General features: G+C 74.3%; 23 protein-coding genes. 9 read left to right on the top strand and 14 right to left on the bottom strand.

Annotated features, from left to right (window positions below; genetic code table 11):
* Positions 1–47: 47 nt before the first annotated feature.
* A complete protein-coding gene (locus ACWGL3_RS18075; protein WP_267949238.1) occupies positions 48–887 on the bottom strand; it encodes an undecaprenyl-diphosphate phosphatase in 840 nt (279 codons plus the stop codon).
* 245 nt (positions 888–1,132) lie between these two features.
* Between ACWGL3_RS18075 and ACWGL3_RS18070 the strand changes: the two genes are divergently transcribed.
* Positions 1,133–2,086, top strand: a complete 954-nt coding sequence (locus ACWGL3_RS18070; protein WP_344184014.1) for an aldo/keto reductase — start codon at positions 1,133–1,135, stop codon at positions 2,084–2,086.
* A 73-nt stretch (positions 2,087–2,159) separates the two neighbouring features.
* On the opposite strand, the gene ACWGL3_RS18065 is transcribed toward ACWGL3_RS18070, so the two are convergent.
* On the bottom strand, positions 2,160–4,436 hold the full coding sequence (locus ACWGL3_RS18065; protein WP_267949236.1) for an LLM class flavin-dependent oxidoreductase: 2,277 nt from the start codon (positions 4,434–4,436) through the stop codon (positions 2,160–2,162).
* Between the two features lie 98 nt (positions 4,437–4,534).
* On the opposite strand from ACWGL3_RS18065, the gene ACWGL3_RS18060 reads away from it, so the two are divergent.
* Both ACWGL3_RS18060 and ACWGL3_RS18055 read left to right on the top strand, forming a co-directional pair.
* Positions 4,535–5,080 (top strand): MarR family winged helix-turn-helix transcriptional regulator, encoded by a 546-nt coding sequence (locus ACWGL3_RS18060; RefSeq protein ID WP_267949235.1) that lies wholly within the window; start codon positions 4,535–4,537, stop codon positions 5,078–5,080.
* Positions 5,081–5,203: 123 nt separating this feature from the next.
* The gene (locus tag ACWGL3_RS18055; protein WP_452461578.1) at positions 5,204–7,165 is read left to right on the top strand and encodes a helix-hairpin-helix domain-containing protein; all 1,962 of its coding nucleotides are present in this window, start codon (positions 5,204–5,206) and stop codon (positions 7,163–7,165) included.
* A 55-nt stretch (positions 7,166–7,220) separates the two neighbouring features.
* On the opposite strand, the gene ACWGL3_RS18050 is transcribed toward ACWGL3_RS18055, so the two are convergent.
* From ACWGL3_RS18050 to ACWGL3_RS18020, 7 genes are all read right to left on the bottom strand, one after another.
* Positions 7,221–7,847, bottom strand: a complete 627-nt coding sequence (locus ACWGL3_RS18050; protein ID WP_267949233.1) for a TetR/AcrR family transcriptional regulator — start codon at positions 7,845–7,847, stop codon at positions 7,221–7,223.
* A gap of 154 nt (positions 7,848–8,001) precedes the next feature.
* On the bottom strand, positions 8,002–8,763 hold the full coding sequence (locus ACWGL3_RS18045) for an SDR family NAD(P)-dependent oxidoreductase (protein ID WP_267949232.1): 762 nt from the start codon (positions 8,761–8,763) through the stop codon (positions 8,002–8,004).
* 187 nt (positions 8,764–8,950) lie between these two features.
* Positions 8,951–9,715, bottom strand: a complete 765-nt coding sequence (gene fabI / locus ACWGL3_RS18040; protein WP_267949231.1) for an enoyl-ACP reductase FabI — start codon at positions 9,713–9,715, stop codon at positions 8,951–8,953.
* 98 nt (positions 9,716–9,813) lie between these two features.
* Entirely contained in the window at positions 9,814–10,518 is a 705-nt protein-coding gene (fabG, locus tag ACWGL3_RS18035) for a beta-ketoacyl-ACP reductase (protein WP_267949230.1), read from the bottom strand.
* A gap of 249 nt (positions 10,519–10,767) precedes the next feature.
* A complete protein-coding gene (locus ACWGL3_RS18030) occupies positions 10,768–11,136 on the bottom strand; it encodes a VOC family protein (protein WP_267949229.1) in 369 nt (122 codons plus the stop codon).
* Positions 11,137–11,252: 116 nt separating this feature from the next.
* Complete coding sequence (locus ACWGL3_RS18025) at positions 11,253–11,912, bottom strand: response regulator (RefSeq protein WP_267949228.1); 660 nt, start codon at positions 11,910–11,912, stop codon at positions 11,253–11,255.
* A 115-nt stretch (positions 11,913–12,027) separates the two neighbouring features.
* Positions 12,028–13,287, bottom strand: coding sequence for a sensor histidine kinase (locus ACWGL3_RS18020; RefSeq protein WP_452461577.1), 1,260 nt, complete (start codon positions 13,285–13,287; stop codon positions 12,028–12,030).
* A 364-nt stretch (positions 13,288–13,651) separates the two neighbouring features.
* On the opposite strand from ACWGL3_RS18020, the gene ACWGL3_RS18015 reads away from it, so the two are divergent.
* The 3 genes from ACWGL3_RS18015 (at position 13,652) to ACWGL3_RS18005 (ending at position 18,904) form a co-directional block, all read left to right on the top strand.
* Entirely contained in the window at positions 13,652–14,419 is a 768-nt protein-coding gene (locus ACWGL3_RS18015) for an ABC transporter ATP-binding protein (protein ID WP_267949226.1), read from the top strand.
* Positions 14,420–14,422: 3 nt separating this feature from the next.
* A complete protein-coding gene (locus ACWGL3_RS18010; RefSeq protein ID WP_267949225.1) occupies positions 14,423–17,194 on the top strand; it encodes an ABC transporter permease in 2,772 nt (923 codons plus the stop codon).
* 96 nt (positions 17,195–17,290) lie between these two features.
* Entirely contained in the window at positions 17,291–18,904 is a 1,614-nt protein-coding gene (locus ACWGL3_RS18005) for an MFS transporter (protein ID WP_267949224.1), read from the top strand.
* A 282-nt stretch (positions 18,905–19,186) separates the two neighbouring features.
* Here ACWGL3_RS18005 and ACWGL3_RS18000 read toward each other — a convergent pair whose 3' ends face one another.
* The 4 genes from ACWGL3_RS18000 to ACWGL3_RS17985 all read right to left on the bottom strand — a co-directional run bounded on the left by ACWGL3_RS18000 (position 19,187) and on the right by ACWGL3_RS17985 (position 21,641).
* Entirely contained in the window at positions 19,187–19,612 is a 426-nt protein-coding gene (locus ACWGL3_RS18000) for a hypothetical protein (RefSeq protein WP_267949223.1), read from the bottom strand.
* 75 nt (positions 19,613–19,687) lie between these two features.
* Entirely contained in the window at positions 19,688–20,506 is an 819-nt protein-coding gene (locus ACWGL3_RS17995; protein ID WP_267949222.1) for a polyprenol monophosphomannose synthase, read from the bottom strand.
* Positions 20,507–20,649: 143 nt separating this feature from the next.
* A complete protein-coding gene (locus ACWGL3_RS17990; RefSeq protein WP_267949221.1) occupies positions 20,650–21,456 on the bottom strand; it encodes a DeoR/GlpR family DNA-binding transcription regulator in 807 nt (268 codons plus the stop codon).
* 50 nt (positions 21,457–21,506) lie between these two features.
* Positions 21,507–21,641 (bottom strand): hypothetical protein, encoded by a 135-nt coding sequence (locus ACWGL3_RS17985; RefSeq protein WP_267949220.1) that lies wholly within the window; start codon positions 21,639–21,641, stop codon positions 21,507–21,509.
* A gap of 95 nt (positions 21,642–21,736) precedes the next feature.
* Here ACWGL3_RS17985 and ACWGL3_RS17980 point away from each other — a divergent pair, with 95 nt between their 5' ends.
* Complete coding sequence (locus ACWGL3_RS17980; RefSeq protein ID WP_267950335.1) at positions 21,737–22,516, top strand: 4'-phosphopantetheinyl transferase family protein; 780 nt, start codon at positions 21,737–21,739, stop codon at positions 22,514–22,516.
* Positions 22,517–22,711: 195 nt separating this feature from the next.
* Here ACWGL3_RS17980 and ACWGL3_RS17975 read toward each other — a convergent pair whose 3' ends face one another.
* Positions 22,712–23,869, bottom strand: coding sequence for an acyl-CoA dehydrogenase family protein (locus ACWGL3_RS17975; protein WP_267949219.1), 1,158 nt, complete (start codon positions 23,867–23,869; stop codon positions 22,712–22,714).
* 235 nt (positions 23,870–24,104) lie between these two features.
* Here ACWGL3_RS17975 and ACWGL3_RS17970 point away from each other — a divergent pair, with 235 nt between their 5' ends.
* Positions 24,105–25,130, top strand: coding sequence for a LysR family transcriptional regulator (locus ACWGL3_RS17970; RefSeq protein ID WP_267949218.1), 1,026 nt, complete (start codon positions 24,105–24,107; stop codon positions 25,128–25,130).
* A 485-nt stretch (positions 25,131–25,615) separates the two neighbouring features.
* On the top strand, positions 25,616–26,944 hold the full coding sequence (locus ACWGL3_RS17965) for an ABC transporter substrate-binding protein (protein WP_452461576.1): 1,329 nt from the start codon (positions 25,616–25,618) through the stop codon (positions 26,942–26,944).
* Positions 26,945–26,975: the final 31 nt, after the last annotated feature.

Here is a 26,975-nt window from a genome sequence, read left to right as displayed (position 1 = left end):
CCCGCCGATTGGGCGGGCCGCGCCCCCGGACCGCTCGGGGAAGCCGGTCAGCCGACCCCGGCTCCGCCCTCCGGGGCGAGCACGCCGAAGAGGACCAGGGCGAGGATGACGACGCCCAGGGCGATCCGGTAGATGACGAACGGCATGAAGCTGTGGGTGGAGATGAACCTCATCAGCCACGCGATGACCACGTAGCCGACCACGAACGCGACCAGGGTGCCGACGAGGGTGGCGCCCCAGCCCGCGTACTCGTTGCCGCCGATGTCCAGCATCTTGTAGAGGCCGGAGGCGAACACGGCGGGCATCGCGATCAGGAACGCGAACTCCGCCGCCGCCGGCCGGGTGAAGCCCAGCAGGCGCCCGCCGGTGATGGTCGCGCCGGAGCGGGAGACGCCCGGCACGAGCGCCAGGCACTGGAACATGCCGAAGACCAGGCCCCGGCCGAGGGTGAGGTCCTCCAGCTCGTTCTGGCGGCGGGCGTAGTGGTCGACGGCGCCGAGGATGACGCCGAAGACGATGAGGGAGAGCGCGATCAGCCGCAGGTCGCGGAACACGCCGTCGATCTGCTCCTCCAGGAGGAGGCCCAGCACCCCGATGGGGATGCTGGCGATGATGACGTACCAGCCCATGCGGGCGTTGACGTCACCGCGCAGGTCGCGGTCGACCAGGGACCGGCACCAGGTGGTGATGACCGCCCAGATGCGTCGGCGGAAGTAGACGACCACGGCCAGTTCGGTGCCGATCTGGCTGACGGCGGTGAAGGCCGCACCCGGGTCGGGCCAGTTGAAGAAGGCCGCGAACACCCGCAGGTGGGCGCTGGAGGAGACAGGCAGGAACTCGGTGAGTCCTTGGATGAGGCCGAGAACGACCGCCTCGAAGATGGACACGCGGTTTCGGACTTTCTGGATAGTCCGGTGCCAGGGGGCGCCGGAGCACTGCTGGGGAACGGCCCGGCCGGGGCGCGCGTACGCGGAGGGGCGGGCTGTGTGCCACCCGGGGGACGGAGAGGGTTCGGTCCCCGCCGTGTTCGAGCCGCGATCGTGGCGAACGTCCCCGGTCCGGGCTGCGCCGAGACTACGCGGCGAGGGTGTACTCGGGGCCGACTCCGGGTGAACAGGGTACTCTCCGCCGCATGGAACAGCGACAGGTGGGCAGATCAGGGCTCTGGGTGTCTCGTACCGCCCTCGGGACGATGACCTGGGGAAAGGACACCTCCGAGGAGGAGGCCGGGCAGCAGCTCACCGCGTTCGTGGACGCGGGCGGCACGCTCGTGGACACCGCCGACATCTACACGGGCGGGCAGAGCGAGCGGATCCTGGGGCGGCTGCTGCGCGCGGCCGTGCGCCGGGACGACGTGGTGGTGGCCACCAAGACCGGCCACACCCCCGAGGGCTACCGGCCGGTGGACGCCTCCAGGCGGCACCTGCTGGCGTCCCTGGACGCCTCGCTGCGGCGGTTGCAGACGGACTACGTCGACCTGTGGCAGCTCCACGTGTTCGACCCGGCCACCCCGCCGGAGGAGTCGCTGGCCGCGATGGAGGCCGCGGTCGCGGCGGGCAAGGCGCGCTACGTGGGCGCGGGCAACCTGGAGGCCTGGCAGTTCGCCACCCTGGCCACCTGGCAGAGGGCGCAGCCCGGCCGTGTCCCGCTGGTGAGCGTGGGCACCGAGTACTCCCTGCTCAACCGGGGCGCCGACCGGGGACTGCGGCCCGCCGCCGCGGCCGCGGGCGCCCACGTGATCGCGTGGGCGCCGCTGGGCCGCGGGGTGCTCAGCGCCAAGTACCGCAACGGGACGCCGCCGGACTCGCGGGCGGCCTTCCCGCACATGGCCCCGTACGTGGAGCCGTACCTGGACGACCGCAGCCGCCGCGTCGTGGAGTCGGTGTGCACGGCCGCCGAGGGCCTGGGCGTGCCGCCGCTGGCGGTCGCGCTGAGCTGGGCCCGCGACCAGGAGGGCGTGGCCGCCGCCGTCACCGGTCCGCGGACCCTCGCCCAGCTGGAGGAGGTCCTGGGGGTGGAGGGCGTGGAACTGCCGCCCGAGATCCGCGACGCCCTCGACGACGCGACGGCGCGTCAGGAGCGCTGACCCCTCCGGCCGCCGGCTCCCCCGGTCGGACGCCGCACCCCCGGCCCTCCCCCGGCCGCGCCCTCCCTCCCGCTCACTCCCGGGTCGCGGGCGGGATCGGGAAGTTCTTGTCGAACAGGTTCCCGGGGTCGTACTCGGCCTTGAGGCCGCGCAGTCTGCCCAGGACGGGTTCGGGGAAGGCCCGCGCGAGGACCTCCGGCCCGGTCCTGGTGTCGAAGCTGAGGTACATCCCCTCCAGGTGCTCCTCCAGCTCCGCCCAGCGCTCGTCCATGCGCGGCACGCGCGGCCCCGAGGACATGGTGGCCAGGCAGAAGTTCTGGGTCCGGTGGGCGTAGGCGGTGGCGTCGGCGGGGACGTCGTTGACGGCCCCGCCGACCTGCCGGAGCTGCATGAAGTACGTGTCGCCGGAGGCGAGCAGCTCGGCCATGCCCCCGGCCAGCTCGGGCGTGATGTGCCGCAGCAGCCCGCTCCGCGACGCGGGCAGCCCGTGGCCCCGGTGCGGGGCGTCGTCATGGGGCAGGATCGCCGGGTAGGGCGCGACCTGGGCGCGCTGGTCCAGCACCGGCCCCGCAGCGAGGAACGGTTCGAGGGCCCGCACCGCCAGGTCGGTGTCGTCCCCGGCGTAGACCACCATCGCCTGCGCGACGGGGCCGCCGCCCCCGCGCCCGGGACCGGTGGTGAGGAACGCGGTGACCTCGCGGGGCGCGGCCTCGGCGATCTCGCCCCAGGCCCGCAGGAACCCGGCCGTGTCGCTCGCGTCGTAGGCGAACTGGCCGAGGACGACGTCGCGGAGCGGTGCGGCGGTGGCCTCGACCGCGGTCAGCACCCCGAAGTTGGCGCCCGCGCCGCGCATCGCCCAGAACAGGTCGGGGCGGTGGTCGGCGTCGGCCCGCACGAGCTCCCCGTCGGCGGTGACGACCTCGACGGCGGTGATGTTGTCGATGGTCAGCCCGTGGGCGCGGGAGAGGTAGCCCAGCCCGCCGGTGGTGGCCAGGCCGCCGACCCCGACGCCCCCGTGGTCGCCCGAGCCGAGCGCGAGCCCGTGGGGTGCCAGCGCGGAGGCGACGGCGCCCCAGCGGGCCCCGGCCCCGAGCCGCACCAGTCCGGTGCCGGGGTCCAGGACCCGGACGCCGTCCATGCGGGAGAGGTCGACCACGACTCCGCCGTCGCCGGTGGAGCGGCCGCTGATGCCGTGGCCGCCGCTGCGGACGTGGAGCGGGGCGTCCTGGGCCCGTGCGTAGGCCAGGGCCGAGGCGACCCCTTCGGCGTCGCCCGGCCGCAGGACCAGCCCGGGGCTGCCGTGCTGCATGTAGCCGTGGCGGACCTTGGCGTAGCCCTTGTCCCCGGGCTCGACGGCGTCGGCGCGCAGGGCCTCGGGGACGGCGTCGTAGTCGATGCCGGTGCGGCGGGCGGCCAGGGCGGCGACGGGGCGGACCGGCCCCGTCGGGGTGCCCGCTCCGGCGCGCTCGGCGGCCACGGCCTCACGCAGGGCCGGGGCGACCTCGGCCGCGAGGGTCTGGAGGGTGCGGGGGTCGTCGGAGGCGGCGATGAACGTGGAGAAGCCGTGTTCGAGGACGAGCGGGAGCAGCTCCTCCACCCACTGCTCGGGCGGCCCCTGGAGGAAGCCGCGGTTGGTCGGCAGGAAGGCGTTCTGGGCGAGGTTGAGCATCCGGCGGACCTGTCGGGGGTCGCGGCCGGCCTCCAGGGCGGCCTCGTCGACGGTCTTGTTGGACGAGGCCATGTCCTCGGGCCGCAGGTAGCCGAGGCTGGGCAGCCAGCCGTCGGCCTTGGCGCCGACCAGGCGGAGCATGCGGGGCTTGTAGGCGCCGAGGTGGATGCCGATGTCGTGGGCGGGGGCGGGTCCCCGCTTCATGCCCCGGACGGAGTGGTGCTCGCCGTCGAGGCGGACCCCGCCGCGGGCGTCGGTGTCCCAGACGGCCCGGATGACGTCGATGCCCTCGCCGAGCGCGTCGACGGACTCGCGCGGGGTCAGGCGTCGCGCGCCCATGGCCTCGATGCCGTCCCAGAAGGCCCCGGCGCCGAGGCCGAGCTCGAACCGGCCGCGGGAGAGCAGGTCGAGGCTGGCCGCCGAGCGGGCCAGCATCGCGGGGCCGCGCAGGGGCAGGTTGAGCACGTTGCCGGACACCCTGATCCGGGTGGTGCGGGCGGCCACCCAGCTGAGCAGGGTCCAGGTGTCGAGGAACGCGGGGTTGTAGGGGTGGTCCTGGTAGGTGACCAGGTCCAGCCCCGCCTCGTCCGCGATTTCGGCCAGGGTGACGGCCCGGTCGGGGTCCTGCGCCGCGGGCGTGACGAAGGCGCCGAACTCCAGCGGGTGTCCGTAGTCGGGCATGGGGCTTCTCCTCGGAGGGGGCGAAACTAGTTTGTTCAGCAAATGATGTTGGCAACAACTTATCTTAGCCACCACGTATTCCTGGTACTCTCGGGGACATGACGACCACCACTCCGGACAGCGGACCCGGCACGACCCTGGGGTGGTCCCTGGCCGTCGTGCTGCGCCGCTGGCACGAGCTCACGGAGGCCTCGCTCACCGACATCCCGCACGGCAGCCGCGGCTACCACGTCCTCACCGCGGCGGTCCACGCCGAGCCGCCCACCCAGGCGGCCCTGGCCGAGCGCCTGCTGATCGACCGCAGCGTGATGACCTACCTGCTCGACGACCTGGAGGAGGCCGGACTGGTGCGCCGCCGGGTCGACCCCGGCGACCGCCGGGTGCGGCGGGTGTGCGCCACCGAGCGCGGGCGCGAGGTGCTGGCCGGCGCCCGCGACCGGGTGGACCGCGTCGAGGAGCGCGTGCTGGCCGGCGTTGACGAGCCCGCCCGGGCCCTGTTCCGCGCGAGCGCCCTGCGCGCGGCGACCAGCATCCAGGAGTCCTCCCCGACCACCGACCCCTGTCTCGCGGTGCGCGAGGTCGTGGGCGGGGGCGACGGGCCCGCCGGGGGGCGCGGGGGCGGGCGCGCGCGGCGCGGAGCCTGAGCGGACGCACCCCGCCGCCGGCCCGCCCGCAGCTCGGCGCGGGTCGGCGCCGGACCGGAACGTCACCGCGAGTCGATAGGCTCCCAGGGTCCACGAACCGCGTGACGAGGGGAACCACCCGAGGTGTCCGAGGCTGTCGAACAGGTCAACGCCGTCCTTGACCGGATGGGCGCCCCCGGCGCCCTGGCTCCCCGGCTGCTGGCCGCACTGGGACCGGGCGCCGCCGCGGACCTGGACGCGAACCCCTGGCTGCTGCTGCGCCTCCCGCAGGTGACCGTGGAACAGGCCGACTTCTGCGCGCGCAGGCGCCTGGGCGACGCCGCCCGCCCCGACGACCCCCGCCGCCTGGCGGCCCTGACCGCCCACGTGCTGCGGCTGGCCGCACGCCGCGGCAACACCGTCGTGGAGGAGAAGCGGCTCGCGGCGGCCGTCGGCAAGCTCGGGGTGGCCGCCCCCGCGGCGGCCCTGGAGGCGGCCGCGGCCGACGGGAGCGCGGTGGTGCTGGAGAGCACCGACGAGCCCGACGACGACTTCGACTTCGAGGAGGGCGGGGTCCCGGAGCTGCCCGAGGACACCGACCGCTACTACGCCCTGGCGGACGTGGGCCGCGCCGAACAGCGCCTGGGCGAGGAGCTGCTGCGGCTGATCAGCGGCAACGACCCGATCATGGACACGGCGACCGCCGGGGAGACCGTGGAGGCCGCCGAGGAGCGGGGCGGGTTCTCGGTCTCCGACCGGACCCGCGAGGCCGTGGTGACCGCGGCCCTGCGCCCGGTGACCGTGCTGAGCCACGGACCGGGCGACACCGGGGAGCTCGCCAGGGCCCTGCTCTGCCTGCACGCGATCGCCGCCGACAGCCGGGTGGGGATCGCGGTGGCCGCGCCGACCGCGCAGGCCGCGGCGGCCCTCGACGCCGAGATCGCGCGCATCCGCGGGACGGACGCCGGGCCCGGCGACGGCCCCGCGCGGGACGCCTCCGGCGAGGGGGACCGGGCGGCGGCCCCCGCCCCGGCCGGGGACCCCGGCGGCGGGAACGGACCGGCCGAGGAGGAGGGCTCCGGGACCCCCGGCGCCCCCGGGGAGGACGCCGGGGACGGGGAGGACGCCGGGGACGGCGGACAAGGATCTCCGGAGGGCGGGGACGCCGGGGACGGCCCCGCAGCGCCCGCGCCCCTGCGCGCGGTCCCGCTGGCCGCCCTGACGGCCGGGGCTCCCCTGGCGGTCGGGCTCGTCGTGCTGTGCGAGGCCATGTCCGTGGGCGCCGCCCGCGCCGCCGAACTGGCCGCGGCGTGCCCCGACGGGGCCCACCTGGTCCTCGTGGCCGACCCCCACCAGGCCCCGTCCGCCGCACCGGGGCGGGTCGCGCTCGACATCGCCGCCTCGCGGACCGCGCACGTGGCGGAGATCGCCGGCGCCGAGGCCCCCGGGCCCCTCGCGGAACTCGCGGAGGCCGTGGCCGCCGGCGGCTTCCCCGAGGTGGAGGCGCCCGGGCGCGAGGTCGTGCGGGTGCCCGCCTCCTCCGCGGAGGAGGCCGCGCACCGGGTGGTACAGCTGGTGACCGACTCCATCCCGCGCGCGCTGGGCATCGGCGCCGAGGACGTCCAGGTGGTGGCCGCCCGCGAGGACGGGCCGGCGGGCACGCGCTCGCTCAACGCCGGGTGCAAGGAGCGGTTGAACCCCGGCCCCGGCGCGCACGGGGGGTTCGACGTCGGCGACCGGGTGCTGCTGGCCGCCTCGGGACCCGGCTTCGCCCCGGGCGACACCGGGTACCTGCGCGAGGTGGACGGGGAGGCGGTGGTGGAGCTCTCCGGCGGCGCCCGGGTGAGGGTCGCCGACCCGGCGGCGCTGCGCCACGGCTGGGCGGTGACGGTGGCCGCCGCGCACGGCGGCCTCTGGCCCGCCGTGGTGGCGGTGTTCCCGCCCGAGGTCCCCGTGTCGCGCCCTCAGGTGTACACGGCGCTGACGCGCGCCACCCGGCACGTGTCGGTCGTGGACGCCACCGCGGGCGCGCTGGAGACGGGCGTGCGCGACAACGTCGCCCTGGAGCGCTCGACCCTCCTGGTCCGGATCCTGCGCGAGGGGTAGCCCCACGCGGTCGCCCCGGGCTCGGCGTCCCGGCCGGGACGGGGCGGGGCGGCCCTCAGCGGGCGTACTGGCGGCACTCACCCGTGAAGACGGAGGCGAGTTCGGCCCCGAGCACCGCCCGCGCCAGCTCGGCGGCGCCGGGGCTCCCCCGGTGGACCCGGGTCGCCAGCCCCTCCGTGACCGCGCCCAGGCGGGCGGCGGCCGCGTCGGCGTCGAGGTCGGGCGCCACCTCGCCGCACTCCACGCCGTTGCCCACGGCGCGGACGAGTTCGGCGTGCATGGCGGCTCCGGCGCGGGCGTCCACCTCGGCCAGGGCCGGGTTGTCCAGCGCCCGTCCGGCGAAGGTCCGGATCACGCGGAACTCCGCGCGTCGGGGCCCGTCCAGCGGCAGGTGCTCGGCCAGGGCCGCACCGAGGATCTCGGCGATGGTCCGCTCGTGGCGGGCGCCCGTCCTGACGATGTCGGCGACACGGGCGGCGACGTCGCCGCTGACGCGCTCGAACGCGTGCAGCAGCATGTCGTCCTTGGACGGGAAGTAGTGCTGCACGAGCCCGACCGACATCCCCGCGCGGGCGGCGGTGCGGGCCACGGTGACGGAGCCGAGGCCGCTGTCGGCGATCAGCTCGCACACGGCCCCGGTGATCTGCGCCCGCCGGTGGGCGTGGTCTGCGGTTCTGGGCACCGCAAGACGGTACCAGGGCACCGACGTGACCATACAGCCCTACGGCTGTGGCGCGGGCGCCCGCGCGGAGGGCGGCATCGGGCAGCTGGAGGAAAACGTGGCCGGGCGGTGGCGCGGAGGAGGGGTGCGCGCCCCGCCGACCGGTGCCCCGGGGTCAGACCCGGTCGAGGAAGCCCCCGTCGACGACCAGGTTCTGCCCGGTGACGAACGAGGCCGCCGGGCTGGCGAGGAAGACCACCGAGCGGGCGACCTCCTCGGGGCGGCCCAGGCGTCCGCAGGGGATGCGCTCGCGGATGCTCTCGTAGAACGCGGGGTCGTTCTCGCGGCGGCGCTCCCACCCCCCGCCGGGGAACTCGGTCGGACCGGGCGAGACGGTGTTGACCCGCACCCCGTCCGGCGCCCACGCACGGGCCAGCGAGGACGCGTGGTGGTTGAGCGCCGCCTTGACGGCGCCGTAGGACCGCGGCCCGGCGGGCGCGGTGGTGTGCAGTGCGGAGGTCGTGGAGACCAGCACGACCGCGCCGCCGCGCCCGGAGGCGCGCAGGTGGGGGCCGGCCGCCCCGGTCAGCCGCACGAACGGCATCAGGTCGGCGTCGAACCCGCGCTGCCACTGGTCCGCGGTGGGGGCGCTGCCGCCGGACACGTTGGACACCAGCACGTCCAGCCCGCCGAGCGCCGTCACCGCCTCGTCGACGAAGGACGGCAGCGCGTCGTGGTCCGTGACGTCCAGCTCGCGGGAGAACACCTTCACGCCGGTCCCGCGCAGCTCCTCGGCGGCCCTGGCGAGGGGTTCGGGGCCGCGGGCGCAGATCGCGAGGTCCGCGCCCTCCTCCGCGAACGCCTGGGCGACGGCGCGGCCGATCCCGCGGCTCGCCCCGGTGACGACCACCCGTGCCCCTGACAGTCCCAGATCCATCCGTCCGTACCTCCGACGCCGTCGTGCTTCCCGGGTTTTCGCGGCCGTCCACCAGGGTCACACGGAAGGCGCCGGGCACACGGGTGCACACGCCGCGACCGGCCCCGGGACGACACGCGGTCGGGAGCCCCGGGGCCCCCGACCGCGTCAACCTACCGCACCGGGGTGCGGGCCTCCGGCGGCCGGGTCAGGCCCCGGTGGAGTGGAAGCCGCCGTCGACGTGGACGGTCTCGCCGGTCGTCGCCGGGAACCAGTCGGACAGCAGCGCCACGACGGCCTTCGCCGCGGGCTCGGGGTTGGTCATGTCCCAGCCCAGCGGGGCGCGCTCGGGCCAGTTCTGGGCCAGTTCGGCGAAGCCGGGGATGCTGCGGGCTGCCATGGTGCTGAGCGGCCCGGCGGAGACCAGGTTGACCCGGATGTCCCGGTCGCCGACGTAGCGCGCCAGGTAGCGGGCGGTGGAGGCGAGCGCGGACTTCGCGACGCCCATCCAGTCGTAGGTGGGGTAGGACACGCTGTTGTCGAAGTCGAGGGCCACGACCGAGCCGCCCCCGCCCATCAGCGGCATCAGGGAGGTGGTCAGGGACTTCAGGGAGAACGTGGACGTGTGCATGGCGGTGGCCACGTCCGGCCACTCCGTGTTGAGGAAGTTCCCGCCCAGGGCGTCCTGCGGCGTGAACCCGATGGAGTGGACGATGCCGTCGAGGCCGTCGACGTGCTCGCCGACGCGGGCCGCGAGGGTGCCGAGCTGCTCGTCGTCGGTGACGTCGAGCTCCAGGACGGGGGGCGTCTCGGGCAGGCGCTTGGCGATGCGCTCCACCAGGCTCATCCGGCCGTAACCGGTGAGCACGAGCGTGGCGCCCTGCTCCTGGGCGAGGCGCGCCACGTGGAAGGCGATGGAGGAGTCGGTGAGCACCCCGGTGACGAGGATGCGCTTACCTTCGAGGATTCCCATGGTTCGGGTGGTCCGTCCTGTCTTGCTGTTCCGGAGGGGAGCTCCGGTGGCTGCGGTCTGCGGGGTGCGGGGAACGGCCGGCGGCCGGGCGGGGCGGCTCAGTGCCCCATGCCGAGGCCGCCGTCCACGGGGATGACGGCGCCGGTGATGTAGGCGCCCCCCGGGCCGGTGAGGAAGCCCACGGTCCTGGCGATGTCCTCGGCCGAGCCGAGGCGCCCCAGCGGGACGTTCTTCTTGATCTCCGCCTGGCGGTCCTCGCTCAGGACCGCGGTCATGTCGGTCTCGACGAAGCCGGGGGCGACCACGTTGACCGTGATGTTGCGCGAGCCGAGCTCGCGGGCGAGGGAGCGCCCGAAGCCGACCAGGCCGGCCTTGGACGCGGCGTAGTTTGCCTGGCCGCCGGAGCCGAGGAGGCCCACCACGGACGAGATGAGGACGACGCGGCCGGAGCGCTTGCGCATCATGCCGCGCACCGCGCGCTTGGTGACGCGGAACGAACCGGTGAGGTTGGTGTCCACGACGGACGAGAAGTCGTCCTCGCTCATCAGGGCCAGGAGCTGGTCCTTGGTGATCCCGGCGTTGGCGACGAGCACCTCGACGGGGCCCTGCGCCTCCTCGACCTCCTTGAAGGCGGCGTCCACCTGGGCGGAGTCGGTGATGTCGCAGCGGACGCCGAGCAGGCCCTCCGGCGGTTCGCCGGAACGGTAGGTCACCGCGACGGAGTCTCCACCGGCGGCCAGCTCACGGGCGATGGCCAGGCCGATTCCGCGGTTGCCGCCGGTGACCAGTACCGAGCGCGACATAGGGGCTCCTCTTCTCCTGCGGCTGCTGTGATCAGCCACGACGTGATGTTCCGGGGGTGGGATCGCATTGCAGCGTACCGAGCTACCGGCCGGTAGACGCAACTGAGACGGAGAGCGACATCGCCCTCCATATCGCCACCAAGCGGCCGGACCTGCCCCGATGCGGCCCCACCGCGTCGGCGCGGGCGGCGCCGCCCGTCGCCGCGCCGCGCGGAGTGACCGTTGTCTCGCCGGACGGGATACGGGCTCTCAGCCCCTCACCAGGCAGAAGGGATGGCCGGCCGGGTCGGTGAGGACCCGCCACACCCCCTTGCCCGGCTGGTGGTCCGGTCTGCCCGCGCCCAGCTCCAGCAGCCGGGCCTCCGCCTCGTCCAGGTCCTCGACCGCGAAGTCGAGGTGGAACTGCTGGGGGACGGTCTGGTCGGGCCAGCGCGGAGCCCGGTAGCCGTCGACCCGCTGGAAGCCGACGAAGAGCCCGTCCCCCCGTGTGAGGCCGGCGAAGTCGGCACCCGATCCCGGGTGGGGTTCGAGGCCGGTGGCCTGCTGGTAGAACGCCGCCAGGGCCACAGGATCAGCGCAGTCGAGTGTGATCGCGGTCAACTTCATCAGTGGGGACATGGGCACCTCCGTGCCGGTCGGTGGACGTGCGCGGGATCTGTCGGAGACGGATGTCCTCCTGCCGCGTCGGGCCTCGGACGACAGCCGCGGCCCGCGCCGGGGCTCCCCGCAGCGGTTCAGGCCCACCCCGCGTCGTGGGCGAGGATGGCGGCCTGGACCCGGTTGGACATGCCCATCTTGGCCAGGATACGGCTGACGTGCGCCTTCACCGTGGCCTCCCGCATCCCCAGGGCCCGGCCCGCCTCGGCGTTGGACATGCCCTGGGCCACCGCCACGAGCACCGACCGCTCCCGCTCGCTCAGCACCGACAGGCGCCGCGCCGCCTCCTCGCGCCCCGCGGCCGAGTCGGCGGGGGCGGGCGAGGCGAAGCGTTCGAGCATGCGCTTCGTGACGCTGGGGGCCAGCATGGCGTGGCCCTCGTGCACGGTGCGCACCGCGGCGATGAGGTCGCGCGGCGGCGTGTCCTTGAGCAGGAAGCCCACCGCCCCGGCGCGCAGCGCGCTGTGCACGTACTCGTCCAGGTCGAACGTGGTCAGCAGGACCACGCGGGGCGGTTCGGGCAGGGACGTGAGGCGGCCGGCGGCGGTGATCCCGTCGGTGCCGGGCATGCGGATGTCCAGCAGGACCACGTCGGGGCGGAGCTCCTCGGCGAGGCGTACGGCCTCCTCCCCGTCTCCCCCCTCCCCCACGACCTCGATGTCGGGGGCGGAGTCCAGGATCATCCGCAACCCCGACCTGACCAGGAGTTCGTCGTCGACCAGGAGCGTGCGGATCACCGTGCGGGTCCTCTCGTGTCGGTGTGCGAAGGCAGCGGCGACCGTACCGGCCGCCGTCGGCGGGTCCGGGCGCGGCGGCCCGGCGGGCCGGGACGCGCGGTCCCCTCGGCGGGGGTCACTCCGCGTCCCGGTCCGGGCTGCCGTCGGTTGGCAAGATAGCGCGCATCCGCCACCCCCCGTCGGGGCACACCCCCGCGCTGAGGCTGCCCCCCGCCAGCACCACGCGCTCGTGGAGGCCGGTCAGCCCGAACCCGCTCTGCGGCATGGGCACGGTCGGCGCGGGCGCGGGCTCGTTGGCGACCTCGACCTCGATCTGGCGGGGGCCGTGGTGCAGGCGCACGGCGACCTCCGCGCCGGGGGCGTGCTTGGCCGCGTTGGTCAGCCCCTCCTGGACGATCCGGTAGGCGGTGCGCTCGACCCCCGGCGCCAGGGGCCGCGCCCGCCCCGTCTCCTCCCTGCGCACGACCATGCCCGCGGTGCTCCACTCGCCGATGAGCCGGTCCAGGTCCGCCAGGACGGGCTGGGGCGCCGTGGGCGCGGCGGCGGTCGTCTCGTCGCGCAGCACTCCGAGGATCCCGCGCAGCTCGGACAGCGCCTCCCGTCCCGTGGTGCGGATCAGCCCAGCGGCCTCCACCGTCCGGGCGTCCTCCGAGGACACCTCCAGCCCGCCCGCGTGCAGCACCATGAGGCTGACCCTGTGGGCGACCACGTCGTGCATCTCCCGCGCGATACGGGTGCGCTCGGTGGTGAGGGCCTGCTCGGCCATCAGGTGCTGTTCGCGTTCGAGCCGCTCGGCCCGCTCGTGGAGCCGTTCGACCAGCTGGCGCCTGGTCCCGATCCACAGGCCCGCCGTCACCGGGACGACGAGGAAGAACACCACGGCGATGACGTACATGAGGCCGTTGGTCCCGTATCCGCCGCCGGTGGCCAGGCACAGCAGGGCGAACCAGGCGGCCAGCAGCCTGCGGTCGTCGAAGTAGACGGCGTACGAGTAGATGGCGATGGAGGCCGGGACGGAGTTGCCGAAGCCCGCCAGGAGGACGACCGCGATCAGGAGCAGCCACTTGGGGTGGGTGCGCCGGAACATGATGGCGGCGGCCGCCACGAAGGCCGGGACCACGGAGAGGACGACGGCGAGGCCGAGCAGCGCGATCATCGCACTCACGGACCCGGAGCGCGAGAGGACGGCGGATCCGGACTCGATCGCACCTCGGAAGAGACCGTTCGCGCCCATCTGGAGGAGCAGGCTCAGCGGCAGGGTCCCCAGGGCGTAGAGCCAGTCGGCGATGCGGAGCCTGCGGTCCCACCACCACTGCCAGTTGTTCCGCCACCGGGCGCCGACGGACCGCCCCCTGTCGTTGACCCAGGTCCTCATGGTGCGGATTCTACGGGCGGCTCCCGCCGGCCCCCCGTGTCCGGCGGCCGCCCCGCCGCGCCGTCACGACCACTCGACTTTCGCGTCATCGCAGTTCAGGACCACCGTTTCGGTTGATCAACACGGACGGTGACGGGTCCACCCCCGACGAAAGTCGGCGGGTCGGCCAGACGAAGGAGTCCCGAACCCGGCGCGCACCCCTCCTTCGGCCGACCCCGGGATCGGCCCAGCGGTGGACGCCCGGGCGGTCCCCGCGGACCTAGCGTTGTGGTGTGCCGGGCCGGACGAGGGGTCCCCCGGCGGGCAACACCGATCAACCACTCCCCGTACATCCGTCGTCCCACCGTCTCTGGAGCTGTCTGTCGTGACCGAGTCCACTGTGAAAACCGTCCCCCCGGTCGCCTCGCCACCGGTCGTGGTCGCGCGGGGCCTCACCAAGACCTACGACACCGGCGACAGCAAGGTCCACGCCCTGGCCGGGGTCGACGTGGAGTTCCACCGGGGCGCGTTCACCGCGATCATGGGCCCCTCCGGCTCCGGCAAGTCCACGCTGATGCACTGCCTGGCCGGGCTGGACGTGGCGACGTCCGGCAGCGTGCACCTGGGGCGCACCGAGATCACCGGTCTGCGCGACGCCGAGCTGACCCTGCTGCGCCGCGACCGGATCGGGTTCATCTTCCAGTCGTTCAACCTGCTGCCGATGCTCACGGCCGAGCAGAACATCCTGCTGCCCTCCCAGATCGCCAGGCGCGCGGTCGACAAGGAGCGCTTCGAGCACATCGTCGACGTGGTCGGCCTGCGCGACCGGCTCCACCACCTGCCCGCGAAGCTCTCCGGCGGGCAGCAGCAGCGCGTGGCCGTCGCCCGCGCCCTGCTCAACGCCCCCGAGGTCGTCTACGCCGACGAGCCCACCGGCAACCTGGACTCGCGTTCGGGCTCGGAGGTCCTCGCCTTCCTGCGCGGCTCCGCCCGCGACCTGCACCAGACCATCGTCATGGTCACCCACGACCCCGTCGCGGCCTCCTACGCCGACCGCGTGGTGTTCCTCCGCGACGGCCGCCTGGTGGACGAGGTCCTCGAGCCCACCGCCGAACTGGTCTCCGCGCGGCTGCTGAAGCTGGAAGAGGTCTGATCCATGCTGCGCACCACACTCGCCGGGCTGCGGATGCACAAGTCCCGGTACTTCACCACGGTGATGGCCATCCTGCTCGGCGTCATGTTCGTCTCCGGCACGATGGTGTTCGCCGACACGCTGAACGCCAACTACGAGAAGTCCGTCATGGGCTCCGCGACCAGCGTCGACGCGATCGCGGTCCCCGCCGCCGAGGAGCCGGCGGACCCGGCGGAGCCCTCGGAGCCGGAACCGCTGACCGAGGCCCAGCTGGACGGTGTCCGGGCCCTGCCCGAGGTGGCCGGGGCCGACGGCATCGTCAGCGGACAGGCCGTGCTCCTGGACCGTGACGGCCGCGCGTTCGGCTTCATGCCGCCCGCCGCCATCTCCATCGGGGAGACCAGCCGCTTCTCCGCGGCCGAGGGCGAGCTGCCCGGGGGCCCCGACGAGCTGGCCCTGGCCGGCTCCACCGCCGAGCAGGCCGGCTTCGGGGTCGGCGACACGGTGACGGTGCTCGACCCCGCGCAGGAGGAGCGCGAGTTCACCGTGACCGGCCTGGTCGACTTCGGCGTGGACCCGGGCTACAGCTACGGCGGCGCGCTCGTCTTCTCCCCCGACACCGTCGGGGAGATGACCGGCGCCACCGGCTACACCGAGATCGACGTGCTCGCCTCGGAGGGCCACACCGACGAGCAGGCCGCCGAGGCCGTCGCGGCCCTGCTGGGCGACAGCGCGGACGTGCAGACGGGCGAGGCCTTCGGCCTGGAGATGGCCGAGTCCGCCGGCGGCGACACCGCGATGATGCGGACCGCGCTGCTGCTGTTCGCGTTCATCGCCATGTTCGTGGCGGGGATCGTCATCTACAACACCTTCGCCATCCTCATCGCGCAGCGCCAGCGGGAGATGGCCCTCCTGCGCTGCGTCGGCGCCAAGCGCGGCCAGGTGTTCCGGTCCGTCCTGCTGGAGTCGGTGGCGGTGGGGCTGATCGCCTCCGCCCTCGGCGTCCTGGCGGGCGTCGGCATCGGCATGGCCGGTGCGGCGTTCGGCGGCCCGCTGCTGGGTATGGGCGGTTCGGTCCCCGTGGTGATCACGCCGTCTGCCGTGATCGTGGGCCTGGCGGTCGGCACCGTGGTGACCGTCTGCTCCGCCCTGGTCCCGGCCACGCGGGCCACCCGGGTCCCGCCGCTGGCCGCGCTGCGCACCAGCGCGACCGCGGGCGGCCTGGAGAAGGGCACCGGCTGGATGCGCGTCGTGTTCGGCGTCCTGACCTTCCTGGTCTCTGCCGCGCTGGTGGCCCTGACGCAGGTGTCCGGCCCGAACCAGATGGGGCCGGTCATCGTGACGGCGGCCGCCCTGATCGCCTTCGTGGGCGTGGTCGTGCTGGGCCCGCTCCTGGTGCGCGGCATCGTCCGCCTGGTCGGCGTCCCGCTGCGCAGGGTCGGCGTGCCCAGCATGCTGGCGGTGGACAACTCCACCCGCAGCCCGCGCAGGGCCGCCACCGCGATGATCGCCCTGACGGTGGGTGCCACGCTCATCACGGGCTACTCGGTGGTCAGCGCCTCCCTGGAGTCCACCATGACCCGGATGCTCGACGAGCAGTTCCCGGTGGACTACCAGGTCAGCGCCCAGTACTCGATGGACGGCGCCTCCGGCGGCGACACCGTCGCCGAGGAAGCCCCCGCGGAGGACGGCGCCGGGACGGACGGCGTCCCGGCCGAGGACACCGTGCAGCCCCCGCCCGAGAGCACGCAGGAGGGGCAGGAGGGCGAGGCCCCGGCCGACGGCGCCTCGCCCGAGGACTCGGCGGATGCCGAGGACGGCGGGGCCTCCCCGGAGGAGGGGGCCGACACGTCCGCGTCCGGGGAGACCGGCATGCCCCTCGTCCCCACCGAGGTCGAGCACGCCCTCGCGGAGAGCCCCCTCCTGGACAAGGTGATCGCCCAGCGCGGAGGCACGGTCGAGGGCTACGACGCCTCCCCCGTGGGTTCGCTCCCCGTCAGCACCTACGACGGCGCCGAGCTCGGCGTCGACATCACCGGCGAGACCGTCGAGGGCGAGATCTCCGGTTTCGGTCCCGGCGAGGTGCTGCTCTCCGAGGGGCTGGCCGACGGCCTGGGCGTGGGCGACACCCTCACCCTGCCGTCCCCGGACGGCGAGGTCGACCTGGAGGTCGCCGCGGTCCTGGCCGACGCCCAGACCCTGCGGGGCGCGGTCGTCTCCCCGGAGGACTTCGCCACGCTGTTCCCCGACACCACCGACAGCGAGATGGTCTACGTCCGCGCGGCCGAGGGCGCCGACGCCTCCGAGGTGCGCGACGCCGTCTACACGGCGGTGGACGACCACCCGACCATGCAGGTCATGTCGGTGGCCGAGATGAAGAACCAGTTCTCGGACATGATGGACATCGCCTTCTACACCATCGCGGCGATGCTGGGCCTGGCGATCGTCATCGCGGTGTTCGGCATCTCCAACACGATGGCGCTGTCGGTGCTGGAGCGCACCCGCGAGTCCGCCCTGCTGCGCGCGCTGGGCCTGGCCAAGGGGCAGCTGCGCCGGATGCTGGGCGTCGAGGCGGTCCTGCTGTGCCTGATCGGCGCCGGCATCGGGATCGTGCTGGGCGTGGTGTTCGGCTGGGCGGCGGGCGCGGCGACCCTGCCCGACATGGTGCTCACCGTTCCGGCCGGGCAGATCGCGGTGTTCATCGCCGTGGCCGTGCTCGCGGGCCTGCTGGCGTCCGTGCTGCCCGCCCGCCGGGCCGCCGGGGCCTCCATCACGGGGGCGCTCGCCAGCGAGTAGGCGCAGGTCACATCCTGCACAACTCGGGGACACCCGACGGGGCCCCCCGCCTGCGGGCGGGGGTCCGCGCCGTACTGTGGACCGGGGGTGTGTGCTGTGTCTGGATCTGCTTCGGTACCGGCGACGAGCGGCGCGGTGGCCTGGGGGACGCCGGCCGCCCGGTGGATGCTGACCGCCACCGTGCTCGGCTCGGGGATGGCCTTCCTCGACTCGACGGTGGTGACGGTGGCGCTGCCCGCCGTCCAGGAGGACCTGGACACGGGGCTGTCCGGGTTGCAGTGGATCGTCAACGGCTACATGGTGACGCTCTCCGCGCTCATCCTGCTCAGCGGCTCCCTGTCGGACCGGTTCGGCAGGGTCCGCCTGTTCATGGCGGGCGTGGCCGTGTTCGCCCTGGCGTCGGCGCTGTGCACGTTCGCGCCCACCCTGGAGTGGCTGATCGCCGGACGCGTGGTGCAGGGCGTGGGAGGCGCCCTGCTCACCCCGGGGAGCCTGGCCATCCTCCAGGCGGGCTTTCGCGAGCAGGACCGCGCACGGGCGATCGGGGCGTGGTCCGGGCTGACCGGGGTGGCCTCGGCGGTGGGGCCGTTCGTGGGCGGCTGGCTGGTGCAGATCGGCGACTGGCGCCTCATCTTCCTCATCAACCTGCCGATCGCCGCGGCGGTGCTGGCGATCGCCTGGTTCAAGGTGCCGGAGTCGCGCGACGCCCAGGCCCCCCGGAGGCTGGACTACCCGGGCGCGCTGCTGGGGGTCGTGGCCCTGGGCGGGATCACCTACGCGCTGATCCAGTGGGGCGCGGTCGGCGGCACCCCGGCCGTGTGGACCGGCGTGGTGGTCGGCGTGCTGTCCCTGGGCGCCTTCCTCGCGGTGGAGGCGCGCACCGCGAACCCCATGCTGCCCCTGGGGATCTTCTCCTCCACCCCGTTCAGCGTGACGAACGCGGCGACGGTCCTGATCTACGGATCGCTGGGGCCCCTCCTGTTCCTGCTGGTCATCCACCTCCAGGAGGTGGGCGGGTACTCGCCGGTCGCGGCGGGGGCCGCGTCGCTGCCGATCACGCTCCTGATGCTCGCCCTCTCCGCACGCTCGGGCAAGCTCGCCGCCCGGATCGGCCCGCGGCCCCAGCTGGTGGCGGGCCCGCTGCTGCTGGCCGCGGGGTTCGTGCTGCTGTCCCGCCTGGGACCGGACGCGCCCTACCTGACGGGGGTGCTCCCCGGGGTCCTCCTGGTGGCGCTGGGGCTGTCGACGACGGTGGCGCCGCTGACGGCGACGGTGCTCGCATCGGTGTCCGAGCGGCACGCGGGGCTGGCGTCGGGGGTGAACAACACGTTCGCGCGCGCCGCGCAGCTCATCGGCGTGGCCGCCGTCCCCGTCCTGGCGGGGATCGGCGGCTCCGGGAGCCAGGGGTCCGGATCGGGCGCCGCGTCGGCGGAGATAGCCCAGGGGTTCGGCCCGGCGATGCTGATACTGGCGGGCCTGTGCGTCCTGGCCTCCCTGTGCGCGCTGGCGCTGCCGCGCGGGCGGATGCCCGAGGCCGCTGAGGCGGCCGAACGCGGTGCGATGGCCGAAGAGGCCAGTGCCGTGGCCCCGCGCGCCGACGACCAGCCGCTGCGGTTCTGCGGTGTGGCGGGGCCGCCGCTGCGCTCGTGCCCGGGTTCGACGGCCGGGGAGATCTCGGACGGCCGGGGGCCGGGCGCGCCGTCCTCCTGAGGGACCTGTCCTCCTGAGGGGCACTGTGCGCGAGACCCCGGCCCCTTCCCCGGCTTCGGGGCGCACCGCCCTTCCGAGGGACACGGGGCCGGCCGCGTGCGGGACCCCGGAACTGCCGCCGGGGAGGAGCACCCGCCCGCCGGGCCGGGGCAGCGCGCGGCCCCGGCGGCCGGAGGGCCTGCCGGGGCCGCGAGGGGTACGGCCGCGTGGCGCCGGCCGGATACGGCGGACCGGTCCCGGGCCGCGTCGTCCGGGCCCCGGTCTCCCGCCACGGGTCCCGGATCAGGCGTCCGGCGCCCCGGTGTCCTTGGGGTCCTCCGCGTCGGGCACGTAGCCGGCCGGGTCCGCGGTGCGGTCGCGCTCGTCCGCGCCGTGCGCGTCGGCCCGGTGGGCGTCGGCCTCACCGGGGTGAGGGCTCCTCACCGCCGCGCCCTCGCCGACGTCGGGGGAGTACCCGTCGTCGATCTCGTTGACGGCCTCCTCCTCGGCGCTCCGGGTCTCCCCGCCCCAGCTCTGCCGCGGGTACACGTCGTTGCGCTCGTCCCGGACCGCTTCGCTGATCCCCCGCTCACCCCGGCTGTCGTCGTCCTCGAAGTCGTACTCCTGGATGTCGTAATCCGGTTCGATACGCCGCTCGAGCTCGGCGGCCTCGCTCTCCTCGGGGTCGTCACCCATGTCGGTGTCCACGTCATAGGGCTCTTCGGTCACTGTGTTCTCCCCCTTCCCACGTTTTCACCGATGCTCTCAGACGAGCGGGCGGATGTGAAGGAAGGCGGGCCGGAGCTAGCGCCTGCGGGACCTCTCGGCGCGACGCAGGCGCAGCGGGCGCAGGGCAGCCTCCAGGGCGACGGCGCCGTCGAGCTTGCTCTCGCCGGCGACGCGGTCCTCGAAGTGGATGGGGATCTCCATCATCTTCTGGCCCCTGCGGTGGGCCCGGTAGTGCATCTCCACCTGGAAGGCGTAGCCGGTGCTCTCGATGCTGGGCAGGTCGAGGACGCGCAGCGCCGAGGCCCGCCAGATCTTGAACCCGGCGGTGACGTCGCGCACGGGGATGGACAGCACGGCCTTGACGTAGGCGTTGGCCCAGCCGCTGAGGAGGCGCCGCCGCACGCCCCACTGCTCGGAGAGGCTCCCGCCCGGCACGTAGCGGCTGCCGATGACCACCCCGGCGTTGGTGGAGTGCAGGGTGCCCAGGAGCTGCGGGACGTAGCCCACCGGGTGGCTGAGGTCGGCGTCCATCTGCACGACGTAGTCGGCGCCCTCCTCCAGGGCGCGGTTCATGCCCTCCACGTAGGCGCGGCCGAGGCCGTCCTTGGCGGTGCGGTGCAGGACGCCGACCCGCCCGGGGAACTCGACGGCGAGCTTGTCCGCGACCTCGCCGGTGCCGTCCGGGGAGCTGTCGTCCACGACCACGACCCTGAGGCGGGGCAGGTCCAGGCTCATGAGCTGCCCGACCAGCACGGGGAGGTTGGCCGCCTCGTCGTAGGTGGGGACGACGACCGTCAGGCGCGAGTCCGCCCAGGGCTCGGGGAGCGCCACGGGCTCGGGGGTGACGCGCACCGGTTCGGACGGGACGTGCGGCGGCGTCGGCTGTGAGGGCATGCGCGGCGGCTCCTGCGTATGGGCGGCGGTCGGTCGGGAGGGCGGACTGGGGTGGGCCCAGGATCACGCACCGGGCGCCGATAGCGCAATGGGCGTGAACGGTAGGGTACGCGGTCCTTCCGACCGGTCGCGGCGGGGCGGTCTCACTCGCCCCGTTCGTCGGCGACCACAGCGACGTGGACGAGTGCCCCCAGCTCCTCCAGGGTCATCAGCACCTCGGGGTCGGCGCTGCTGTCGGTGACGAGGTGGGCGATCTCCTCCGGGGCGACGGTGGGCACCATGGTGTCGGCGCCGATCTTGGTGTGGTCGGCCAGGACGATGGTCTCGTCCGCACAGGCCGCCAGCGCGCGGTCCACACTGGCCACCGCGGGGTTGGGGGTGCTCAGCCCGCGGTCGGCGCTGACCCCGTTGCCGGAGAGGAAGGCCCGGTTGACGCGGAGCCCGGACAGGCTCACCTCCGCCGCCGCCCCGACCAGCGCCCGTATCGGCCCGTGCAGGGTGCCGCCGGTCACCACCACCTCGACCCGCGCGGCCTCGGCGAGGACGTCGGCGACGCGCAGGGAGTTGGTGACCACGGTCAGGTCGTGGCGGGTGAGGAGCTCCTTGGCGAAGGCCTCCGCAGTGCTGCCGGGGCCGATGCTGATGGCGTCGCCGGGGCGGACCAGGCGTGCGGCGGCCACCGCGATCGCGGCCTTCTCCGCGGCGCACTGGCCGCTCTTGCCCGAGTAGCTCTGCTCGTGGCCGATCCGGCCGGGCAGGGCGACCCCGCCGCGCCGGCGGTCCACGACCCCCTCGGCCTCCAGCGCGCGCACGTCGCGGCGGACGGTGACCTCCGAGGCGCGGACCTTGGCGGCGATGTCGCGCAGGGACATGGTGCCGTTGGCGCGCACGAGTTCGAGAATGCGCTCCCGTCGCTCGGCGGCGAACGCCGGACGGCTTTCCTCGGCCATGTGGACCCACCTTCACCCGTGCCATCGCACGGGCGTGGTCCCGCGCCGCTCTAGAGTACGGACCGCTCCCGGGCCGCGGGTTGCTCCGCCTCGGGCTTCTCGGTCAGGAGGGTGACGATGACGACCGCCGTCAGCGTGACCAGGCCGATGAGCGCACCTGCTCCGAACAACACGAAGACAGACATTCGGGCCTCCCCAGGGGACGGGCTGACCTGCCATTAACCGAATTCCCGGTTTGGGTTGACCTCACACCACCCAACGCGGGGAAAGTCGGGTGACAATGAGGAGCATGAAGCTCGACCCCGCGCCCCCGGCCCACGAGGTCTGGTGGGCCCACACCTCCACCGCCGACGACCGCCTGCTGCGCCTGCTGGACGAGGAGGAACGGGCGCGCAACGCCCGCTTCCGCCACCAGGCCGACCGCGACCGGCACCTGCTGGGCCGTTCGATGGCCCGCCTGGTCCTTGCGGACCGGGCCGGCTGCCCGCCCGAGAAGGTCACCTTCGACCTGCGCTGCCGCTCGTGCGAGGAGAAGGAGCGCACCGGCGCGGGCACCGGGGACGCCGCTCCGCACGGCAAGCCGCACCCCTCCGGGCCCGCCCAGGGATGGGAGGTCTCCGTCAGCCACTCGGGCGAGTGGGTCGTCCTCGCCGTCTCCGGGGGCGTGCCCGTGGGGGTCGACGTCGAACGGGTCTCCGAGGCCCGCGACCTGGCGGGGCTGGCGGGCTACACGCTGGCCGCGCCCGAGCACGCGGCCTGGGAGCGCCTGGCGCCCGAGGACCGGGTCGGCGCCTTCTTCCGGTACTGGGCACGCAAGGAGGCCCTCCTCAAGGCGACCGGGCTGGGCCTGTCGGGCGGTCTGCGCAGGGTCCTGGTGAGCCCGCCCCACGACGACGCGGCGCTGCTCTCCTGGGAGGGCGGCGGCGGCCCGGAGTCCGCCGCCCTGACCGACCTGGAGTGCGCCGAGGGGTACCGCTCGGCGCTGGCCGCTCTGGCCCCGGGGCCTCTGGAGCCCGTGGTGCGCACCGCCGGGGACACGGCGGGGCTGCTCCGCTCCTAGGCCGTGGTCCGCGGGTCGTTCCGGGCTCGCGAGCGCCGAGCCCGCCGAAAGCATCCACCGAACACGCCCTGGGCCGTGGCCGGGGGTGTGCGGCCCTGCCGCCCCGTACCCGTGGCCGGCCACGGGTACGGGGTCATCGGGGCCGGGGCCCCTCGCGCCGGTGTGACGGGACCGGCCGCCGGGTCCGCCGTCCGGTCAGCTCCCCTCCTTGGCCAGGTGGCGGCTGATCACGAGGCGCTGGACCTGGTTGGTGCCCTCCACGATCTGGAGCACCTTGGCCTCGCGCATGTAGCGCTCGACGGGGAAGTCGCGCGTGTAGCCGTAGCCCCCGAAGACCTGGACCGCGTCGGTGGTGACCCGCATCGCGGTGTCGGTGGCCATCAGCTTGGCCATGGCCGCCTGCCTGCCGAAGGGCCGGCCGGCGTCGCGCAGCGCGGCCGCGGACAGGTACAGGGCGCGGGAGGCGGCGATCTGCGTGGCCATGTCCGCGAGCATGAAGCCGACGCCCTGGAAGTCGCCGATCGCACTGCCGAACTGGCGGCGCTCCCGGGAGTAGGCCACGGCGGCGTCGAGGGCGGCCTGGGCGACGCCCACGGCGCAGGCGGCGATGCCCAGGCGGCCGGAGTCGAGCGCGGACAGGGCGATGCCGAACCCCTGGCCCTCCTCGCCGATCAGGGCGTCGGCCCCGATCCCGACGTCGTCGAGGAGGACCCCGGCCGTCGGGGAGGAGCGCATGCCCATCTTGCGTTCGGGCGGCGCCGAGCCCAGCCCCGGGGTGCCGTCCGGGACGTGGAAGCAGCTGATCCCCCGCGCCCCCGAGTCCGGCGCGCCGGTGCGGGCGAAGAGGGAGTAGTAGTCGGCCTCGCCGCCGTGGGTGATCCACGCCTTGGCGCCGTTGAGCCGGTACCCGCCCTCCACCGGCTCGGCGCGGGTGGTCATGGCGGCGGCGTCGGACCCGGACGCGGTCTCGGAGAGGCAGTAGGCGCCGAGGAGGTCGCCGCCGAGCATGGCGGGGAGGAGGGCGGCCTTCTGCTCCTCGCTGCCGAAGGCCGCGAGCGGGTAGCAGGACAGGGTGTGGACGCTGACGCCCAGCCCCACCGCGAGCCACCCGCGGGCCAGTTCCTCCACCACCTGGAGGTAGACCCCGTAGGGCTGGTCGCCGCCGCCGTACTCGCCGGGGTAGGGGAGCCCGAGCAGGCCGGCCCCGCCCAGGACCCGGAAGACCTCGCGGGGGAAGACCCCCTCCTCCTCGTCCTGGGAGGCGCGTGGGGCGAGCTCCTTGTCGACGATCTCCCCGGTCAGATCGAGAAGCTGTTCCGCCTCGGGTGTGTGCAGCATGCGTTCGACCGTCATGAGCCTCTCCCACGGTTCCGCGCCGGCCCCATCCAACGACTGGATGTAGTAGGACGTCCAACTATATGGTGACGAGCGGCACCCTATCCCAAGGCGCGGTCGCGCACGAGGCCCGGGGCGCCCGCCTCTCGACAAAGGGGAATCGGACCCCCGATCCCCTGGACGGCCCGACTCGCAGCGGCCTCCGCGACAGCACGTCTGTACACGGGCCCCCTCCCCGTCCTAGATTCCACGCATGGACCTCGAACTCCGCCACCTGCGCACCATCTGCCTCCTGGCTGACACCGGCAGCGTGACCAAGGCGGCCGCGGCGCTCTCCACGTCCCAGCCCGCCCTCACGACGCAGCTCCAGCGGATCGAGCGGGAGGTCGGCGGACCGCTCTTCCACCGCGGGCGCTCGGGGGTCCGCCCGACCGAGCTCGGTGAGTTCGTCCTGGTCCGCGCGCGCTCGGTCCTGCTCTCCATGGACGACCTGCTGCACGACATCACCGCGCGCGGGGCCTCCCCCTCCACGCTCCGCGTGGGCGGCGTCGGGCCGCTGACCATCGAGCTGTCGGCGCGGCTCCCGGAGGTCTTCCCGAACGTCCCCGTGCACGTGCGCACCGAGTACTCCCCCAAACTGGTCACCGACCTGGTCCGCGCCGGGCGCCTGGACCTGGGGACCACCATCGACTACGTGGACCGCGACCTGTCCACCGACGGCCCGCTGGCCTGGGCGATGCTCTCGGTGGAACCCCTGCACGTGGCCCTGTGGGCGGAACACCCGCGCGCGCACCAGACACTGATCCGGCTGGGCGACCTGGCCGAGTCCCCGTGGGCGCTGACCCCTCCGGACGGCACCGGATGGCCCGAGTGCTTCTACCTGGCCTGCCAGCGCGCGGGCTTCACCCCCGAGGTGCCCTACCGGCTCTACGACCGGTCGGAGATCCGCGACCTCATCGCCGACCGCCGGGCGATCGCCCCCTGCCAGTCCGACTTCGACACCGGTGAGGACGTGGTGATACGTCCGCTGGAGGGCGCACCCATACAACTGCGGCACCTCCTGGTCTGGCGGCGCGACAGCGCGGTGCACCAGGCCTCCGACGCCGTCGCGCGGCTGGCGCGCGAGATCCTGCGGGGGGCTCCCCGGCCCGCGGGCTCGGTCAGCTCGGTCGAGGCCGTCGCCACCGCCGCCGAAGGCGGTGTCCCCTCCGGCGACGGCACCCCCCGGGCCCTGGCCGGCCCCTCCGGCGGACGGACGTCCGACCGGCCCGACAGCTGATCCCACCCCCGGCGGAGGCCCGCGGGAGCGTCCGGGGACGGCGGCCGGGGACGGCGCCCCTCCGACCGCGGCGGGCGCCGCGTGCGTCGGGAGCGGCGCCTCACGGCCCGGCGCGAGCGGCCCGGCAGCGCGTTCCCGCACCCGCCCCGAAAGGGGCCCTGCCGTGGCGCCCCCGCGCCCGCCGCGAGGTGATCCGCGCCACGGTTCTCGCGCGCCCCACGCCTGTGGCAGCGCGCCGCACACCGGCTCCGGACCGCGATCCCGTACGGGGCCGCCCCTGCGCCCGCCCCCGGCCACGGCGCCCGCGGCACGCGCGGAACCCGCTCGGGCTGCAGTGGTGTGCGACACGCGTATGGTGTTTACTCGCAAGTAACGTACCCGCCAGTAGGGTTTCCCCCCGATTTCCTCTCCCCCATCCGCCCACTACTCCCCCAGGGGCCACCCACCCAGTCTGATCAGGCGCGACCTAGTCCAGGACACCATTCATGCGAACACTGAGCACCATCGCCTCGGCACTCGCCGTCGCGGTTCTCGTCTCCTCCTGCTCCGGCGGACGGACCGCGGAGGAGGAAGCCGCGGCCCTCGAGGCCGACACCCGGGGGGTCAGTGACGACGCCGTCGTCATCGGCACGCACCAGCCCCTCACCGGACCGGCCTCACCCGGGTTCCGTCACGTGTCCACGGGCGCCCGCGCGGTGTTCGACTACATCAACGACAACGGCGGCATCCACGGGCGCCGGATCGAGTACCAGGTCCAGGACGACGCGTTCGACCCCGCGCAGACGATGGAGGCCACCGAGACCCTCATCGAGGACCAGGAGATCTTCGCGATGCTCGGCGGCCTGGGGACGCCGACCCACGAGGCGGTGATCGACGACCTCAACGAGGAGGGCGTCCCCGACCTCTTCGTCTCGTCCGGCGCCCTCGCCTGGGACCAGCCGGAGGTCTACCCCTACAGCTACGGGTTCCAGGTCGACTACTCCAAGGAGGCCAAGGTCCAGGGCAGCTTCATCGCGGAGAACTTCCCCGGTGACGACGTGGGCCTGCTGTACCAGAACGACGACGTCGGCCCCTCCTCCCACGCCGGGATCGAGCAGTACCTCACCGAGGAGATCGTGGCCTGGGAGTCCTACGACCCCGGGGTCCCCGAGCTCGCCGGACAGGTCGCCGAGCTGAAGGCGTCCGGCGCCGACATCGCCGTCTGCTACTGCATCCCCGCGTTCCTGGGCATGGCCATCCTGGAGGCCGCCTCCATCGGGTACACCCCGCAGTGGGTCGCCCCCAGCTTCGGCGGGGACGTGGAGATCATCACCGGGCTCATCGAGGAGTACGCGGAGGGCACCGCCGCCGAGGACGTCCCGCCCGAGTCCTTCACGGACGGGCTCATCATCACCGCGTTCCTGCCGATGGCGGCCCAGCGCGAGGACCCGTGGACCGAGTTCTACCTGGAGATCCACGAGGAGTACAACGAGGGCACACCGTTCACCGACACGACCGTGTACGGCATGGTGCAGGCGACGCTGTTCGCCCAGCTGCTGATGGAGGTCGGCACCGACCTGACCCGGCAGAACCTGGTCGACACCCTGCACGCCAACGAGTGGGCCGGCCCGGGCCTGGTCCCGTTCGTGGCCACCGAGGACGACCACAGCGGGTACTCCGGTGTCATGGTGGTGCGGAACAGGACCGGGGAGGAGCCAGAGGTCCTCCAGGAACCGATGGTCACCGACAGTGACGGCGGGGAGATCCTCCCCTTCGAGCTGGAACGCCCCACCCCCGACGAGGTGGCCCTCTTCGACGGCGCCTCCGGCGGATAGCGCGGGACGGGCGGCGGTCCCGTCCCGGGAC

The organism is Nocardiopsis sp. NPDC055824 (genome assembly GCF_053616335.1).
This window is presented reverse-complemented; position numbering and strand designations above follow the sequence as displayed.

Bases quoted from the DNA above. Each gene is read 5' to 3' on its own strand.
- ACWGL3_RS18070 (WP_344184014.1), top strand. From the start codon at position 1,133: ATGGAACAGCGACAGGTGGGCAGATCAGGGCTCTGGGTGTCTCGTACC.
- ACWGL3_RS18065 (WP_267949236.1), bottom strand. From the start codon at position 4,436: ATGCCCGACTACGGACACCCGCTGGAGTTCGGCGCCTTCGTCACGCCC.
- ACWGL3_RS18060 (WP_267949235.1), top strand. From the start codon at position 4,535: ATGACGACCACCACTCCGGACAGCGGACCCGGCACGACCCTGGGGTGG.
- ACWGL3_RS18045 (WP_267949232.1), bottom strand. From the start codon at position 8,763: ATGGATCTGGGACTGTCAGGGGCACGGGTGGTCGTCACCGGGGCGAGC.
- fabI (WP_267949231.1), bottom strand. From the start codon at position 9,715: ATGGGAATCCTCGAAGGTAAGCGCATCCTCGTCACCGGGGTGCTCACC.
- fabG (WP_267949230.1), bottom strand. From the start codon at position 10,518: ATGTCGCGCTCGGTACTGGTCACCGGCGGCAACCGCGGAATCGGCCTG.
- ACWGL3_RS18030 (WP_267949229.1), bottom strand. From the start codon at position 11,136: ATGTCCCCACTGATGAAGTTGACCGCGATCACACTCGACTGCGCTGAT.
- ACWGL3_RS18020 (WP_452461577.1), bottom strand. From the start codon at position 13,287: ATGAGGACCTGGGTCAACGACAGGGGGCGGTCCGTCGGCGCCCGGTGG.
- ACWGL3_RS18010 (WP_267949225.1), top strand. From the start codon at position 14,423: ATGCTGCGCACCACACTCGCCGGGCTGCGGATGCACAAGTCCCGGTAC.
- ACWGL3_RS17995 (WP_267949222.1), bottom strand. From the start codon at position 20,506: ATGCCCTCACAGCCGACGCCGCCGCACGTCCCGTCCGAACCGGTGCGC.
- ACWGL3_RS17990 (WP_267949221.1), bottom strand. From the start codon at position 21,456: ATGGCCGAGGAAAGCCGTCCGGCGTTCGCCGCCGAGCGACGGGAGCGC.
- ACWGL3_RS17985 (WP_267949220.1), bottom strand. From the start codon at position 21,641: ATGTCTGTCTTCGTGTTGTTCGGAGCAGGTGCGCTCATCGGCCTGGTC.
- ACWGL3_RS17980 (WP_267950335.1), top strand. From the start codon at position 21,737: ATGAGGAGCATGAAGCTCGACCCCGCGCCCCCGGCCCACGAGGTCTGG.
- ACWGL3_RS17975 (WP_267949219.1), bottom strand. From the start codon at position 23,869: ATGACGGTCGAACGCATGCTGCACACACCCGAGGCGGAACAGCTTCTC.
- ACWGL3_RS17970 (WP_267949218.1), top strand. From the start codon at position 24,105: ATGGACCTCGAACTCCGCCACCTGCGCACCATCTGCCTCCTGGCTGAC.
- ACWGL3_RS17965 (WP_452461576.1), top strand. From the start codon at position 25,616: ATGCGAACACTGAGCACCATCGCCTCGGCACTCGCCGTCGCGGTTCTC.